Genomic DNA, 17,274 nt, shown 5'->3' with positions numbered 1-17,274 from the left:
AAGGTTAATCTAATATAACAGTGTTTTTCAGTGTTGAAAAGAAAAAAAATTTATCTTTGCATAAATATTTATTCACTAATCTTACAAAAGCATGAAAAAGTTTACTTATTTAGTTATTGCTACAGCTGCATTAAGCATGGTAGCTTGTACTGGTCAAAAAGCCGGATATATCATTACCGGTACAGCAGAGGGAGCTGCTGATGGGGATACTGTTTATCTTCAGGAAAGAACCGGTAGAAGTCTGGCCAAACTTGACACAGCTATTATCTCTAATGGAAAATTCACATTCGAAGGTGTACAGGATTCTGCAATCAATCGTTATGTAACATATAAAAATGGTGCTGAACCTTTAATGGTCGATTTCTTCCTTGAAAATGGAAAAATCAACATTACATTAGGAAGTGAAAGAAGTACTGCCACCGGTACTTCGAATAATGATGCATATCAGGAAATCAAAAATAAGATTGATGAACTTAATGCAAAAATGAAGGCTATATATGAAGCTATGGGGGACACTACTCTCAGCAACGAACAAAAAGCAGCTAAACAAGAAGAAGGAGCACAAATTGAAGAAGAATTTAACAAAGTTATCAAAGAAGGAATAGAGAAAAACATCACGAACCCTGTTGGTATCTTCATGTTTAAACAGACTTTTATGGAAAATACAACTGCAGAAAATGATGCACTATTACAACAAATTCCGGTTAATTACCAAAATGACGCTGCAATTGTTCAAATCAGAGAGCTCATAGATAAGCAAAAAAAGACTGCTGTAGGTACTAAATTTATTGATTTTGAAATGCAAAATCCAGAAGGAAAAACAGTAAAACTCTCCGACTATGTAGGTAAAGGTAAAGTGGTACTGGTTGATTTCTGGGCAAGCTGGTGTGGTCCTTGCCGTCGTGAAATGCCTAATCTGGTAGAGACTTATGCTAAATACAAAAATAAAAACTTCGAAATCGTTGGTGTATCATTAGATCAGGATGAAGCTGCATGGAAAGAAGCTATTAAAAATCTGAATATGACTTGGCCACAAATGTCCGATCTGAAATTCTGGCAAAGCGAAGGTGGACAGTTGTATGCTGTAAACAGTATTCCTCATACTATTTTGATCGATGCGGACGGAACAATTGTTGCTCGTGGTCTTCATGGTGAAGAACTTCAAACTAAAATTGCTGAGTTTGTGAAATAACTCAGAATTTATAAAGAGATAACAAGTTGTTATTATTCGCTTAAAAACTTACAATTAAATTATAAAATTTTAGCCCCTGCAATTCAAAATTACAGAGGCTAATTTTATATAAGAAAGTCATGGGCGAAACATGCTTCCTTACCTTTCATCAAATAATTAAACAAACCAACGCACGTAACAGAAATCTTGACGATGTGGAAGATCCTGATTTTTCGGGAACATACGATAAGAAACCTTAAAGCTGCCCGCATTAGACAAGCTATGTTTAGCCTGGAATGTATATAAATCACCGTCTTTCTTAATTACACTAAATGGTTCTACCGAGTAAATATGTTGTTTCCCGTCCGCAGTTGTATAAGTAGTAACTAATTCTAGTCCTACTGCGTCATTCAAACCTTTTTCATCAATTACGAAAGTAATAGTATATTCTTTTCCACTTTCAATATCTCCTATTTCAAGTTCCTCTACTTTGTCACAAGAAACAATTTCAATAGAATCCCACTTCGCAACAACTTCTTCTTTCCATGCTGCAATTTCTTTTGCCTTTGCATTGTTATTGGCAGCCAAAGCTTGGAAACGTTTAGCCTGTTTGCAATAGAACTTATTGAAGTAATCATCCAACTGACGTTTCATTGTATAATGAGGAGCTATCTGAGCGATAGAGTTTTTCACAACTTTGATCCAACCTTCAGAATATCCTTTCTTATTACGAGCATAATATAACGGCAGAATCTCAGTTTCGAGAATACTATAAATGGTAGCAGCATCCAGCTGATCCTGATGTTCTTGGTTCTGGTAAGTACGTTTTTCAGTCAATGCCCAACCAGCACCTTCGCGATAGCCTTCCAACCACCATCCGTCTAACACTGAGAAATTCACAACACCATTCATCAATGCTTTTTCGCCAGATGTACCAGATGCCTCTAAAGGACGTGTCGGAGTATTCAACCAAATATCTACACCCGAAACCAGACGACGAGCCAACTGCATATCATAATTTTCAAGGAAGATAATCTTGCCTAAGAATTCCGGGCGACGAGATATCTCAATAATACGTTTGATCAATCCTTGTCCTGCTCCATCGTGTGGGTGAGCTTTTCCTGTAAACAGGAATTGTACCGGATAATCAGGATTATTTACGATCTTAGAGAGACGTTCCAAATCAGTAAACAGCAAATGTGCACGTTTGTAAGTGGCAAAACGACGTCCGAAACCAATCAACAATGCATTCGGATTAATTTTATCCATTAATGATACGATGCGTGAAGGGTCTCCTTGGTTCTTCAACCAAGTATCACGGAATGACTTACGAATGAAATCTACCAATTTATTCTTCATTGTCATACGAGTCTTCCAAATCTCTTCATCGGGCACATTGTAGATTGCTTCCCAAATCTTCGGATTGGATTGATCGTACCAAAAGCTCTCATTAAAATATTTAAAGTACAATTGTTTCCATTCTGTTGCACTCCAAGTCGGGAAGTGAACACCGTTAGTTACATACCCAACATGATTTTCTTCAGGGAAGTAACCTTTCCAGATAGAAGAGAACATCTCCTGAGAAACCTTGCCATGTAACCAACTTACACCATTTACTTCCTGAGAAGTATTACAAGCAAATACAGACATACAAAAGCGTTCGCCTTTGTCACCTGGATTATTACGGCCAAGATCCATCAAATCATCCCAACTGATGCCCATTTTTGCAGGATATCCACCCATGTACTTACCGAATAAACCTTCGTCAAAGTAATCATGACCAGCCGGAACCGGAGTATGAACTGTATAGAGCGATGATGCACGCACCAATTCAATAGCTTGATCATAAGTTAATCCAGTAGCTACATAATCACAGATACGTTGAACATTAATTAATGCAGCATGTCCTTCATTACAATGATAAATATTTTTTTGAATGCCTAATGCCTTCAGAGTCAGAATACCACCGATACCTAACAGAATTTCCTGTTTCAAACGGTTTTCCCAATCACCACCATATAACTGATAAGTGATCGGACGATCAAACTCGCTATTCATTTCATTATCTGTATCCAACAGATACAAGGAAATACGTCCTACATTTACACGCCACACATTTGCATGAACGTAATAATCTAAATAAGGAACATCTACAACCAATGGTTTACCTTCAGCATCCAATACACGATCAATAGGAAGTTGCCCGAAATTTTGAGCTTCATAATTTGCAATCTGCTGTCCATCCATTGACAACGTCTGTGTAAAATATCCGTAACGATAAAGAAAACCTACCGCACATAAATCTACATTACTGTCAGAAGCTTCTTTTAAATAGTCACCAGCTAACACGCCCAGACCACCAGAATATATTTTCAATACATGGCTCAAACCATATTCCATACTGAAATAGGCTATAGACGGACGTTGATCATCCGGCTTCACATCCATGTAGTCTCTAAATTTCGTATATACATCATTCATTCTTCTCAGAATCACTTTGTCTTTTGCAAGAGCTTCTAACTTTTCATAGCTCATACGCTCTAACAATAGCACTGGATTCTGTCCACATTCCTTCCAAAGTTCCGGATCTAAATCTCTAAAAAGTTCTGTCGCCTCAAAGTTCCACGCCCACCAAATATTACGTGCAATCTCAGATAACTTCTCCAACTCTACAGGGATACGAGATTTAACAGTAACCTCTTTCCAGTTAGGAGTGTTCACATTACTTACTTGAATTTTCATAATGTTTTTAATTTACTTATTGATGAATAAATTGTTTTTTAACTGAGCTGACGCTTCAAAGCATTGCGCAATGCAATGTCATAAGCCTCATAATAGTATTGTATAAAGTGCTTCCACAAAGCCTGTTCTGCTACTTCAGCAGCGCGCTTGCGAATTTCCTTCACTTCTTTATCTGTCTTATTCGCAAAGAGGGTGATTGTATCTTTAATACCATCTGCTACTTCCGAATAATTATAGTCTGAGCGATGTAGTACCTCTACTCCATCATTAATGCCATGTTGTTTTTTCAGGCTATTCACCCATAGACCAAATCCTGCCAGATCGGTAGTAATGGTTGGAACATGGAATGCTGCACTCTCCAATGGAGTATATCCCCAAGGTTCATAATAAGAAGCATAAATGCTCATATCCTGTCCCAGCAACAAATCATAATAGTCTTTGTTCATTATTCCATCCCATCCATTCAAATAACAAGGTACGAAAATAACTTTTACCTTGTCCTCCGGACGATTACCCATTCCTAGATATTTCAGCATATCCAATACCTGGTCATGAGTCATATTATGCAGCCAATGAGTAATGAAAGGAACTTCAAGGGGAGTGTCAAACTGATCCTTACTCTTCAAACGAGCTTGTAAGTCTTCACGAGGTTCTCCCACCCAACCTGGAACATTTACATATGCCAATACATTCCTATGCAAGTTCTTATCACGATTTAAACGGTTCAATGACTCCAGAAATACATCAATACCTTTATTTTTGAATTCATATCGCCCACTGGTTCCGACAATTAGCGTATCGTTATCCAGATCTGTTCCCAATAATTTATTGGCTACATTCAACAACAAAGCGCGTGCACGTTTGCGTTTACCCGTAAACGTAGAACCTTTGGGCACAAAATCATCTTCAAAACCATTCATCAGAATGACATCTGCCGGTTTATCAAGTAGCTCTCTACACTCGTTATTTGTAATTTCGCTAACGGTAGTAAAACAGTCCACATAATGAGCCGTCTGCTTTTCTATAGAATGTTTGGATTGCATGTTCAGTTCTTCAGCCATCTGATCGCCATTATAAGCAAACAGATAGTCATACAACGGCTTGTTGTTACCAGCTATCGAACGTCCGATAGAAGTAGCATGGGTCGTAAAAATAGTACCAATCTCCGGCACAGCTTCCTGTACATAAAGTGCTCCCATTCCTGTCATCCACTCATGTGCCTGATATACCACTTTATCTGTTTCAGTCAGATTATAGCGATAGAAACTCTCCACTACTCTACCTGCTGCATAAGAGAACATAGAAGCTTCGTCATAATCGCCATAAGCGTGTAACGAATCTACTTGAAAACGATTCCACATTTCTGTGTATATTTCGTTTTTCTTCTCAAATAAAGGTTGGAAATCGACTAGAATGACAATTGGCTCACCTGGAATATTCCATCGTCCTATACGGACGGAAAGATTATCTTTCTCCTGTGCATGTTTTTTCCATGCAGCACAAAGATTTTCTGATTCGGCGAACAGAGGGTTCTCTTTGCCTTGCCATACATCAGGACCGATAAAAAATATCCTATCACGAAACTTCTCCTGCAACGTATTTGCCCTTGTAGACAAGACAGTATATATCCCTCCCACTTTATTACATACTTCCCAGCTGGCTTCGAAGATATAATCGGGGGTTAATAAATCTTTTACCATATAATATATTAAAACTCTTTTTAGTATGCGAGTGCAAAAATACACATTATTCTTTGAAAAATAATACTTTATACAAAAAATATGAAGTAGAAAATAGAAAGAAACAAAACCAAAGTATAAAAAAGATAATCCCCTTGTGAATGCAAAGGTGCATCCACAAGGGGATAGAAAGTTCTTTATTAAAAAATATTCTTAGTAAAAATTATGCAAGTGCACTACCAATCAAGAAGGTTGCAGCCAAAGCTACGATTGCATAAAGTTCCGGAAATACAGCAAGAATCAACGTGTTACTAAATACATTGTGTCCTTGTCCAATAGCCGCGATACCATTAGCACAAACTTGTCCCTGACGGATTGCCGAGAATAATGCAACCAATCCTAATGCGATACCTGCACCTAAAACGGCTGATGCCTGAATGGCAGTAATTTCAGGAGTTAAGATACCAAAAATAGTCTGGAACATAAAATAACCGGCAAATCCATAAAGCCCCTGTGTACCCGGAAGAGCTGTTAATACAAGGAAGTTACCAAATGCACTATCGTTCTTTTTCAATGCACCAATAGCTGCATTACCTGCAATAGTTACTCCGTAAGCACTACCAATGCCTGACAAACCAACCATAACTGCGATGCCAATATAGGCAATAAACAAATTCATTTCCATAATCTTATTCTATTTTTTATTGTTTAATTCTAATTCTTTTTTTTATTCTTTTATAATAGTAGGCAGTCAATTACTACCAACAACTATCAATTTTTAAAGGGTTTGTACTCCTTACCTCCTCCTTCATATCCTGAGTTCTTGAAGAACTCAACAAATGTCAAACGCATCGGATGAACCATTGCTCCAAGCACATTCATAAAGATATTGATTGCATGACCAATAACGAAAATTAGCACCATCACAATCGGACCCGCAATTACATTATCAGGACTCATACCTACTGCCAAACTATTGAATACTCCCGCAAGAATACCTCCGGACAGTCCAAGAGCAAACAGACGGACGTAAGACAATACATCGCCTAACAAACCGGTAACCATGTTGTAAGAATCCCATAATCCTAATCCGATATTTAGGAAAATATTCTTTCCAGGACTGTTGAAAAGGAAAATCATCACACCACAGATTGCCAGTATAATCAAATGCAGTGTGCTTCCCATCGGCATTATTTTCGGCAATAAAGCTGAAAAAGCCATGGATATCAACAAGATAATCCATCCGATTGTAGCAATCGCATATTTGAATCCAAACTGAATTGTTTGATTAACTGCTTTCAATACCATACCAAATATAATTTGAATTGCCCCCAAAATCAGTGATAAACGGAACATATCATTATTATCCATGAATACGGCATGTTTCAAACGTTGCACAATAGGCCAGTCCAGATTATAAATATTAGCTCCAAAGAAAGTACCTGTCAGCAAGCCGCAGAAGAAGGTTGAAGTCGCCAATATCTGTATTAATGACAGAATCGATTTCATATTCGGACTTAGTTTCTTTGCAATCAATCGATATGCCGTAGCTCCTACAAACAGGAACAGGCCATAACCTGAATCTCCCAAACAAAGTCCGAAGAAAATCATAAAGAATGGAGCAAAGAATGGAGTCAAGTCCAATTCATTATACTTTGGAAGCATATACAATTTACAGATTGGTTCGAACCAAGAGAAGAATCCTTTATTATTCAACTGAATAGGGACATTGTCTCCCGGTACAGGATCTGTAATCTCATAATAAACATGTGCATCATTCAGATAAGCTTCAATTTCCAACTTGCTGGAAGCAGGTGCCCATCCTTCTATTAGCATTAGTTTATCACCAGCTGTTTGTTCTGTATTCAGCACAACTTTGGAGAATTCGATCTGCCCTTGTATCTCTTGCAGAGCTTTCTTCAACGAAGGAATTTCTGTTTCAGAGAGTACTACCAATTTCTTTTCATTCTCTTCAATAGCCTGCTCAGTAGTATTATACAACGTATTAAGATACGTTAGAGAATAAGCAGGAAGTTTTGCCTGTTCTACATCCAGGTCCACCTCTTGCCCAGCTTTGGTCAGAGTTACGAAGAATACCTTTGAAGAAATGCGATTCACAATCATAGCATTGTATTCCGTCTCCCATTCTTCTTTATAGTTACCCTCCGAACAAGTATAGAAACCAATCACATATCCGGCATCTTTCAACTTCTGCACATTTGCAGGCTCAAAGTTTCCCCAAGCCTGTAATGAGTCTATTTCCTTTGCATAGCCTTGCAGCTGTTGAGATAATTTTCCATGCTCTATTTGTAATGCATCTACTTCGTCCAACACTTGCAATCCACGAGCAGACGTACCGCCTTCTTTAGCTATAACTGCATCTTTGGCATGTTTCTGATTCTGAAGCAATTTTAAAGTAGACATTAACCGATTAGAAAGCCGTATGTTTTCTTGCAATTCTGTATTATCAGCAGCACCTTGTTGTTTTTCCACAATGTGGACTACACCAAGTTCACGCAAACTATTCAGAAATTGTTCATACTCCTTGTGATAGACCAGGAACGTAAGTTTCTTCATTTTTGTAATCATGCCTCTACCTCCTTCCTTTGTTCTTGATGGGATTTCATGATCTTTTGCGATGACTTCGACAGGTTTTCTTCGTCTTCCATGAATCGTTTAATCTTTCGCAATGCATCCTGATAACCCGGTATCTGTACCTTCTCAAAAAGATTCACTTTCTGAGTGGTCTTTTTCCTTGCATGTTCTAATAGATTCAACTTGGCGAGTATAAATTCACGTTCAATAGCTGTATGAGCAAGCTCTTTCAACAAATGGATACCATCGGCATACCATTTGGGAGCATTGAATAAGCTGTACGGGCGTATCTCGAAATCTATATTCTCAAGCAACGGTACACGTACACCCGCAATCTTTTTCACACCAAGATGAACATCATTCACCTTTATCAATGAAGCATCAAATTCATTCCAAAGGGCGAACATGGCTTCATAGGCTTGAATTTGTTGTTCGAGCCTATCCTCCAGATCAGCAGCTTCCGTTTTACAGCGTTTCACTTCCATGCGGAGGGCACTTTCCTTATTCTTAATAATAGGAAGTGTACGTACCCGCACTTTCAGTTGCTTTTCGAGCTGCTGAAGAGAGGTTTTGTTATATTGAAACTTTATAGCCACGTTATTAATTGCTAATTATTAATTACTAATCGCTCTTTTATTCACCTTTGGGCCAATATTGATCTAACAATTCTTTCTTGATATTTACTTCTTCCGGACGGAAATACTTGCCAAACAAGCCCCAAGCTACATCAAGCATTTCTGTCGTATCAAGATTGACATCAATAGCCAACAACTGGTTAGAATAATCTTTCGCAAAAGCAAGTGTACGTTCGTCGTAATTCGTCAAGTCAAAACCATTTTCCATCTTTGTTTTGGCATTAGCAGCATCAGCATACAAACGTACGGCAGCATTCATCACTTGTGGATGGTCTTTACGTGTCTTCTTACCGGTTACTAACTGTTTCAAACGAGACAATGAACGGAACGGATCGACGATTACTTTACCAATATCGCTATCACGACGAAGGAATAATTGACCTTCAGTAATATAACCTGTATTATCGGGTACAGCGTGTGTAATATCTCCTCCTGACAAAGTAGTTACCGCAATAATAGTGATAGAACCACCTGACGGGAATTGTACTGCTTTCTCGTAAATCTTTGCCAAATCCGAATAAAGTGAACCCGGCATAGAGTCTTTTGACGGAATCTGATCCATACGGTTAGACACGATTGCTAACGCATCGGCATAACTAGTCATATCTGTCAATAATACAAGGACTTTCTCATTATTATTCACAGCAAAATATTCAGCAGCAGTCAGTGCCATATCCGGAATTAACAGACGTTCTACCGGAGGATTTTCTGTGGTATTCATAAAACTCACGATACGATCGAGAGCACCTGCATTAGAGAACACATTCTTAAAATATAGGTAATCATCATTAGTCATACCCATACCACCCAAAATAATTTTATCAGTTTCCGCACGCAATGCTACATTCGCCATTACTTGGTTGAAAGGCTGGTCAGGGTCTGCAAAAAATGGGATTTTCTGACCGGAAACTAAGGTATTATTCAGGTCAATACCTGCAATACCTGTCGCAATAAGCTCCGAAGGCTGTTTACGACGTACCGGATTTACTGACGGACCGCCGATTTCAACTTCTTGTCCTTCAATTTCCGGTCCTCCGTCAATCGGATCACCGAAAGCATTAAAGAAACGTCCGGCCAATTGTTCGCTCACTTTCAATGTAGGCGATTTACCAAGAAATACCACTTCCGCATTGGTCGGAATACCTTCCGTACCTTCAAATACCTGCAAAGTGACATCATCACCGGCAATCTTTACCACCTGTGCCAGTTTACCATTCACAGTGGCAAGCTCGTCATACCCCACTCCTGTTGCTTTCAACGAACAGGTAGCCTTAGTAATCTGAGTAATTTTGGTATATATCTTTTGAAAAGCTTTTGTTGCCATCTTTAATATTTATGAATTATAAATTTTGAATTATGATTGCTGATCAAACACTTCTTTCAGCAATCAATTCCTTCAACTGTTGTTTGAATCCTTCATATTGTTCAGACTGATACTTCGAGTAGTTCATCTGCTTACAGATATTAATCATCTTCTTGAAAAAGTCCATAACTTCATTGAAGTTATCAAACTCAAATTCCGTATGACAAATATCAATAATCATATTCAAAATAGCTTCCTGGCGTTCCATCGGAGTTACCGCATCAATCTCATCGAAAGCATCCTGCTGCAGGATTACGAAATCGATCAACTCAGACTTCCAGAAGATGACATGATATTCCACAGGTACACCGTCATCACCTAAGATATTAATCTGCTCAGCGATTTCCTTACCACGTTGCAAACGAGTTTTAAGTTCATTCACTTTACCAATCCACTCATCATTGATGTGATCTTTGATGTATTCTTCAAATTCAGGATATTCAATATATTTGGAATAAGAATCAATCGGATTCACAGCCGGATAACGCTTCTTATCAGCACGATCCTGTTCAAGGGCATAGAAACAACGAGCTACTTTCTTGGTATTCTCAGTTACAGGCTCTTTCAAGTTACCACCGGCAGGAGATACTGTACCGATAAATGTAATGGAACCTGTTTCATCATTAGCCAACTTCACATAACCGGCACGCCCATAGAAGTTGGAAATAATAGCTGAAATATCCATCGGGAAAGCATCAGGTCCAGGCAACTCTTCCATACGGTTAGACATTTCACGGAGAGCCTGCGCCCAACGAGAAGTAGAGTCTGCCATTAACAATACTTTTAATCCCATAGAACGGTAATATTCAGCCAAAGTCATCGCTGTATAAACAGATGCTTCACGAGCAGCTACAGGCATATTGGAAGTATTTGCTATAATAATAGTACGTTCCATCAATTTACGTCCGGTATGTGGGTCTACCAATTCCGGAAATTCCGTAAAGATTTCCACAACCTCATTTGCACGTTCACCACAAGCTGCAATGATTACAATATCCGCTTCCGCTTGTTTTGAAATAGCATGCTGTAGCACTGTTTTACCCGTACCAAACGGACCGGGAATAAATCCCGTACCACCTTCTACAATCGGATTCAAAGTATCAATTACGCGTACACCCGTTTCCAATAATTTGAAAGGACGTGGTTTCTCTTTATAATTTGTCATAGCTCGTTTTACCGGCCACTTCTGAATCATAGTTACGGAAATATCATTTCCTTCTTCATCCGTCAAAATTGCTATGACATCTTCAATCTTATAATCTCCCTCAGGTACAATTGACTTCACCGTTGCAGTACCTTCCATAGTAAACGGAGCCATAATTTTCAATGGCTGGAAGTTCTCGTCTACCTGACCTAACCATGCAGAAGATTGCACCTTATCACCAACATTCACCATCGGAACAAAATGCCATACACGCTCTTTATCTAATGGATAAGTGTACTGTCCTCTTTTTAAGAAAACACCATCCATCTTGTCAAGGTCATTTTGCAGACCATCATAATTTTTAGATAACATACCCGGACCTAAAGTCACTTCGAGCATGTGTCCTGTAAATTCGGCTTCAGCCCCCACCTTCAATCCACGCGTACTTTCAAACACCTGAACGTATACATGAGAACCTACAACCTTAATCACCTCCGCCATTAATTTATCTCCACCAGTAGAGATATAACAAATCTCATTCTGAGCTACCGGTCCATCAACGACGAGGGTCACCATGTTGGCAATAACGCCACTAACAGTTCCTTTTGTTGCCATATATTTTTTAAAATTTATTATCTAAATTCTGCGGGAATCTGTACTTCGTTCTTCAGTGATTCAATTATGCTGCGGAACAACTGATTTCCCTTCTCTTTATCCAACGAAATCCAACGCTCTATCATTTCCAATTTCAGCAAGAAAGCGAAAATACGTTCAATAGTGAAATAATCAAAGAAAATAGCATCTTCTATCCAATTCCACCGCAAAGCATCCAATTTCTTTTCACGTTCCACCAATTCTGTGATTTCATTGATTTTCACCAATGATTCCCAAAAATCGACTTCACCAGACAAACCGAAATCACGAGCACTAGACGTACGCAAAGCTTCACATACATCTGTATTACCCACAATATTACCAGCAATATCCCATTTAAATTTACGAGCTGTAAAAGCGACAAGAATATTATTGATATTCAAATTGAATTCAAACCAAGCAGAAACAAACTTATTTCCACACTTCATTGCATACTCATAATATAGAGCAGCTAAATGATCTTCATATAACACCGTACTTTCTACAGTTGTATTCAAATAATCAAGAATGAAGACAGAAAGATAAGCAGGAAAATCTTTCGGACTAATTTCTCCTCCCTCTTTCAATATAGAAATATATTCAGTTAGTTCAGCGGCAGAATAATTTCCTCGTGTGTCTATTTCTGCTTCCTTATCTTTTAAAAGTTTCAATACATTAGCATTATCAAACTTCAAATAGAATAAGTCTATCAATTTTTGATCTGAAGTAGACAATCCACGATAGATCTCTGTTTTAAAATCAGCTACTGTATAACTCAGTTTACTATCCTCTAATGAAAGTTCCGGTAAACCTGCTACTAAGTAATAGTATTTACTACTCATAGTCGCCTCTTTTAAAATAGCATTTCTACTAATTGAGGACGCAAAAATGCTTTGAAGTAATTCATGAATTCTTCTTCTCCGAAGTTCACTTTATAAGAACCGTCCGCAGGAGAAACAGTAAATAAAGTCTTTATACCATTTACTTGCTGAATCGTTACGCTTTTATCCAACAAAGCTTTTGCATGTATTGCAAAATACTTCTTCAAAGAGTCTGCATCCGTAGTTGATATAACAATCGGTTCATCTGCACTCCATTTAGATGCCAACGCCACAATAAAGGCATTCAGAAAATCCTTATTTTGTGTGAAATCCTTCACTGAGGCAGTTACTAACTTGTCAGTAACAATAGTTGCAATCTCTGACTTGAGTGCATTAACAGACTGACCTGCAAATAATTTTAACTCTGATTTTGTATTCTCTGCCAGTTCATCAGCAGATTTACGAGAGGAGGCTACAATTGATTCAGCTTCTTTACGAGCATCCTCAATAATCTTTTTTGCTTCTTCCTGAGCATTCGCGATAAGTCTTTGCGCTTCTTCGTTTCCTTTTTCCACGCCTTCACGATAAATCTTATCGGTCAACTCTTGAATTTTGTTTTCCATATAAACAGGAGTATTTAGTATTATTACTATATTAATTATGTTCCTTATCAGATTCTCGCCAAATTTACAAAAATCAATTTGATAAAAAAGAGAAAGATGAAAAGAAAACGGTTCACTTCTTAAAAAATCACAGAATTACACTATTTTTATTCCGTTTTTTCCGCATTATGATTACTAAATGACAATATTAGCCTTAATTAAAAGAACAGAACAAATATAGCCAAAAGGCAGAAAACAAAAAAACAAATAAACTCTGAAACAGTAAAAAAGGAGAATAAAACGGATATATTAAGTACTAAAAACACCTATCTTACAATGCTACTTTCTAATATATTCCAAACACTTGTTTCAGCCTTCGCGCTATACAACTTAAAAATATGCTGGAAATATATTCTACATTAGTAGTATTTAAACAATATTCCTAAATCTCCAGCACATTCTTAACCGATACATTCTAATAGGTAAATAAGTATTATGAGGATTATGTTCCCTTCATCGAAGCATCTAAAAACAGAAAGCCCCTTGAGTGGTTAAACTCAAGGGGCTTCTTCCAAAACGGCGGTTACCTACTCTCCCACTGTTACGCAGTACCATCGGCGTGACGAGGCTTAACTTCTCTGTTCGGAATGGGAAGAGGTGGAACCCTCGTGCTATAACCACCTGAATGAATTCAATAAGGTTATGACATGATGAAAAGTAAAAATCAAGCAAACATTATTCCGCTAAACGTATATACCAACCGGCAATGGAAAGAAAGTACACGGGCAATTAGTAATGCTCGGCTAAGATGTTACCACCTGTACACCTGCATCCTATCAACGTCATCGTCTTTGACGACCCTAAGAAATCTAATCTTGTGGCTGGCTTCGTACTTAGATGCTTTCAGCACTTATCCAATCCCGACTTAGATACCCGGCAATGCACCTGGCGGCACAACCGGTAAACCAGAGGTCAGTCCAACACGGTCCTCTCGTACTAGTGTCAGAGCCACGCAAATTTCATACGCCCACGATAGATAGAGACCGAACTGTCTCACGACGTTCTGAACCCAGCTCGCGTGCCACTTTAATGGGCGAACAGCCCAACCCTTGGGACCTTCTCCAGCCCCAGGATGTGACGAGCCGACATCGAGGTGCCAAACCCCTCCGTCGATATGAGCTCTTGGGAGGGATCAGCCTGTTATCCCCGGAGTACCTTTTATCCTTTGAGCGATGTCCCTTCCATACGGAAACACCGGATCACTATGCTCTAGTTTCCTACCTGATCGACTTGTTAGTCTCCCAGTCAAGCGCCCTTATGCCATTACACTCTGCGGACGGTTACCAATCGTCCTGAGGGCACCTTTAGAAGCCTCCGTTACGCTTTTGGAGGCGACCACCCCAGTCAAACTACCCACCAAACAGTGTCCTCGAATACACGAGTTAGAACTCAAATAACCAAAGGGCCGTATTTCAACAGCGACTCCGCACAAACTGGCGTCTGCGCTTCAATGTCTCCGGCCTATCCTACACATCAATTACCCAAATTCAATGTTAAGCTATAGTAAAGGTTCACGGGGTCTTTTCGTCCCATCGCGGGTAATCGGCATCTTCACCGATACTACAATTTCACTGAGCTCACGGTTGAGACAGTGTCCAGATCATTACACCATTCGTGCAGGTCGGAACTTACCCGACAAGGAATTTCGCTACCTTAGGACCGTTATAGTTACGGCCGCCGTTTACTGGGGCTTCAATTCAAACCTTCTCTTGCGATAAGCTCTCCTCTTAACCTTCCAGCACCGGGCAGGTGTCAGGCTGTATACGGAATCTTTCGATTTGGCACAGCCCTGTGTTTTTGTTAAACAGTTGCCTGGACCTATTCTCTGCGCCCAGCCTCGCAGCTGGGACCCTTTATCCCGAAGTTACAGGGTCAATTTGCCTAGTTCCTTAACCGTGAATCACTCAAGCGCCTTAGTATATTCAACCCGACTACGTGTGTCCGTTTGCGGTACGGGTACCTCAAGGATGAAGTTTAGCGGATTTTCTTGGGAGTATGATTACACGCGCTATTGGATTGTTCCGAAGAACGCTCCATACTATCAGGTTCGACTCTTGTCCCGGATTTGCCTGGGACAATCAACATCTACACCCTTCAACGGACTATTCCGTCAGTCCGCGGCGTTGTCACGCCTCCGTCTCCACGTCACTCCTTAAGGTAGTACAGGAATATTAACCTGTTCTGCCATCGGCATCACCGTTCGGCTGAGCCTTAGGACCCGACTAACCCTGATCCGATTAGCGTTGATCAGGAAACCTTAGTCTTTCGGCGAGGGGGTTTCTCACCCCCTTTATCGTTACTTATACCTACATTTGCTTTTCCACACGCTCCAGCAAAGCTCACGCTTCACCTTCGACGCCGAGTGGAATGCTCCCCTACCGATCATTGCTGATCCCATAGCTTCGGTAAAACACTTGATGCCCGATTATTATCCACGCCAAACTCCTCGACTAGTGAGCTGTTACGCACTCTTTAAATGAATGGCTGCTTCCAAGCCAACATCCTAGCTGTCTTAGCAATCTGACTTCGTTAGTTCAACTTAGTGTTTATTTGGGGACCTTAGCTGATGGTCTGGATTCTTCTCCTTTAGGACATGGACCTTAGCACCCATGCCCTCACTCCTGTGATGGGACTAATGCGCATTCGGAGTTTGTCAAGACTTGATAGGCGGTGAAGCCCTCGCATCTTATCAGTCGCTCTACCTCACATTAGTAACTCACAAGGCTGCACCTAAATGCATTTCGGGGAGTACGAGCTATCTCCAAGTTTGATTAGCCTTTCACCCCCACCCTCAACTCATCCAGAAGCTTTTCAACGCTTATTGGTTCGGTCCTCCAGCTAGTGTTACCTAGCCTTCAACCTGGTCAAGGGTAGATCACTTGGTTTCGCGTCTACTCCTTCCGACTGGACGCCCTGTTAAGACTCGCTTTCGCTTCGGCTGCGCATCTCAAGATGCTTAACCTTGCCGGAAAAAGTAACTCGTAGGTTCATTATGCAAAAGGCACGCCGTCACTTCTTAAAAAGCTCCGACCGCTTGTAGGCGCATGGTTTCAGGGACTATTTCACTCTTCTGTTCGAAGTGCTTTTCACCTTTCCTTCACAGTACTGGTTCGCTATCGGTCTCTCGGGAGTATTTAGCCTTACCGGATGGTCCCGGCGGATTCACGCAAGATTTCTCGTGTCCCGCGCTACTCAGGATACCACTACGCTTAATTTGACTTCGTATACAGGACTATCACCGTCTATGGTCCCGCTTTCCAGAGGGTTCTACTCGTCAAATGTCTTGCGACATCGTGGTCCTACAACCCCACACATGCCGTAACATGGGTGGTTTGGGCTATTCCCCGTTCGCTCGCCACTACTAGGGGAATCATTATTATTTTCTGTTCCTGCAGGTACTAAGATGTTTCAGTTCCCTGCGTTAGCTTCCATCTAGGATGGATGACATTCCTTCAGAATGCCGGGTTGTCCCATTCGGAAATCTCTGGATCAAAGGTTATTTGCACCTACCCAGAGCTTATCGCAGCTTATCACGTCCTTCATCGCCTCCGAGAGCCAAGGCATCCGCCATGCGCCCTTATTTACTTTCTTTCAAACTGACCTTTAAGTATCAGGTATCAAGTATAGGGTATTACCCCGGAATACTCAATATCGCGGTACTTAAAACGTGCGGTTCGATATATACTTTTAGCTCTTTACTAAATTTTACTTTTTGTTTCATCATGTCAAAGATCGTTTCTCTGTTTCAGAGATCGTGGAGAATAACGGATTCGAACCGTTGACCCTCTGCGTGCAAGGCAGATGCTCTAGCCAGCTGAGCTAATCCCCC

10 protein-coding genes, 1 tRNA gene and 2 rRNA genes are annotated in these 17,274 nt (G+C 40.0%); 1 reads left to right on the top strand and 12 read right to left on the bottom strand.

Features of this window, described 5'->3' with window-relative positions; all coding sequences use genetic code 11:
- Positions 1-91: 91 nt before the first annotated feature.
- Positions 92-1,192: a TlpA disulfide reductase family protein gene (locus CZ225_RS09010; RefSeq protein WP_077153845.1), complete on the top strand. Its 1,101-nt coding sequence runs from the start codon at positions 92-94 to the stop codon at positions 1,190-1,192.
- Between the two features lie 156 nt (positions 1,193-1,348).
- Here CZ225_RS09010 and CZ225_RS09005 read toward each other — a convergent pair whose 3' ends face one another.
- The 12 genes from CZ225_RS09005 to CZ225_RS08950 all read right to left on the bottom strand — a co-directional run bounded on the left by CZ225_RS09005 (position 1,349) and on the right by CZ225_RS08950 (position 17,274).
- Complete coding sequence (locus CZ225_RS09005) at positions 1,349-3,913, bottom strand: glycosyltransferase family 1 protein (RefSeq protein ID WP_077153844.1); 2,565 nt, start codon at positions 3,911-3,913, stop codon at positions 1,349-1,351.
- 38 nt (positions 3,914-3,951) lie between these two features.
- Positions 3,952-5,613, bottom strand: coding sequence for a glycogen/starch synthase (locus tag CZ225_RS09000; protein WP_077153843.1), 1,662 nt, complete (start codon positions 5,611-5,613; stop codon positions 3,952-3,954).
- 202 nt (positions 5,614-5,815) lie between these two features.
- Positions 5,816-6,277, bottom strand: coding sequence for a V-type ATP synthase subunit K (locus CZ225_RS08995; protein WP_005675599.1), 462 nt, complete (start codon positions 6,275-6,277; stop codon positions 5,816-5,818).
- Positions 6,278-6,363: 86 nt separating this feature from the next.
- Entirely contained in the window at positions 6,364-8,181 is a 1,818-nt protein-coding gene (locus CZ225_RS08990) for a V-type ATP synthase subunit I (protein ID WP_077153842.1), read from the bottom strand.
- Positions 8,178-8,783: a V-type ATP synthase subunit D gene (locus CZ225_RS08985; RefSeq protein WP_025076426.1), complete on the bottom strand. Its 606-nt coding sequence runs from the start codon at positions 8,781-8,783 to the stop codon at positions 8,178-8,180. The genes CZ225_RS08990 and CZ225_RS08985 overlap by 4 nt, the downstream gene beginning before the upstream one ends.
- 37 nt (positions 8,784-8,820) lie before the next feature.
- On the bottom strand, positions 8,821-10,146 hold the full coding sequence (locus CZ225_RS08980) for a V-type ATP synthase subunit B (RefSeq protein ID WP_025076427.1): 1,326 nt from the start codon (positions 10,144-10,146) through the stop codon (positions 8,821-8,823).
- A gap of 43 nt (positions 10,147-10,189) precedes the next feature.
- On the bottom strand, positions 10,190-11,944 hold the full coding sequence (locus tag CZ225_RS08975; protein ID WP_025076428.1) for a V-type ATP synthase subunit A: 1,755 nt from the start codon (positions 11,942-11,944) through the stop codon (positions 10,190-10,192).
- Between the two features lie 17 nt (positions 11,945-11,961).
- Positions 11,962-12,804, bottom strand: coding sequence for a DUF2764 family protein (locus tag CZ225_RS08970; RefSeq protein WP_077153841.1), 843 nt, complete (start codon positions 12,802-12,804; stop codon positions 11,962-11,964).
- An 11-nt stretch (positions 12,805-12,815) separates the two neighbouring features.
- Complete coding sequence (locus tag CZ225_RS08965) at positions 12,816-13,406, bottom strand: V-type ATP synthase subunit E family protein (protein WP_077153840.1); 591 nt, start codon at positions 13,404-13,406, stop codon at positions 12,816-12,818.
- 553 nt (positions 13,407-13,959) lie between these two features.
- A 5S ribosomal RNA gene (gene rrf / locus CZ225_RS08960) occupies positions 13,960-14,070 on the bottom strand.
- A gap of 84 nt (positions 14,071-14,154) precedes the next feature.
- Positions 14,155-17,036 (bottom strand): 23S ribosomal RNA (locus tag CZ225_RS08955).
- Positions 17,037-17,200: 164 nt separating this feature from the next.
- Positions 17,201-17,274 (bottom strand) — tRNA-Ala (locus CZ225_RS08950).

Origin of the sequence: Bacteroides bouchesdurhonensis (assembly GCF_900155865.1) — a bacterium.
Lineage (GTDB): Bacteria > Bacteroidota > Bacteroidia > Bacteroidales > Bacteroidaceae > Bacteroides > Bacteroides bouchesdurhonensis.
The sequence above is the reverse complement of the archived record's forward strand: the minus strand, read 5'-3'. Positions and strand labels throughout refer to the sequence as shown.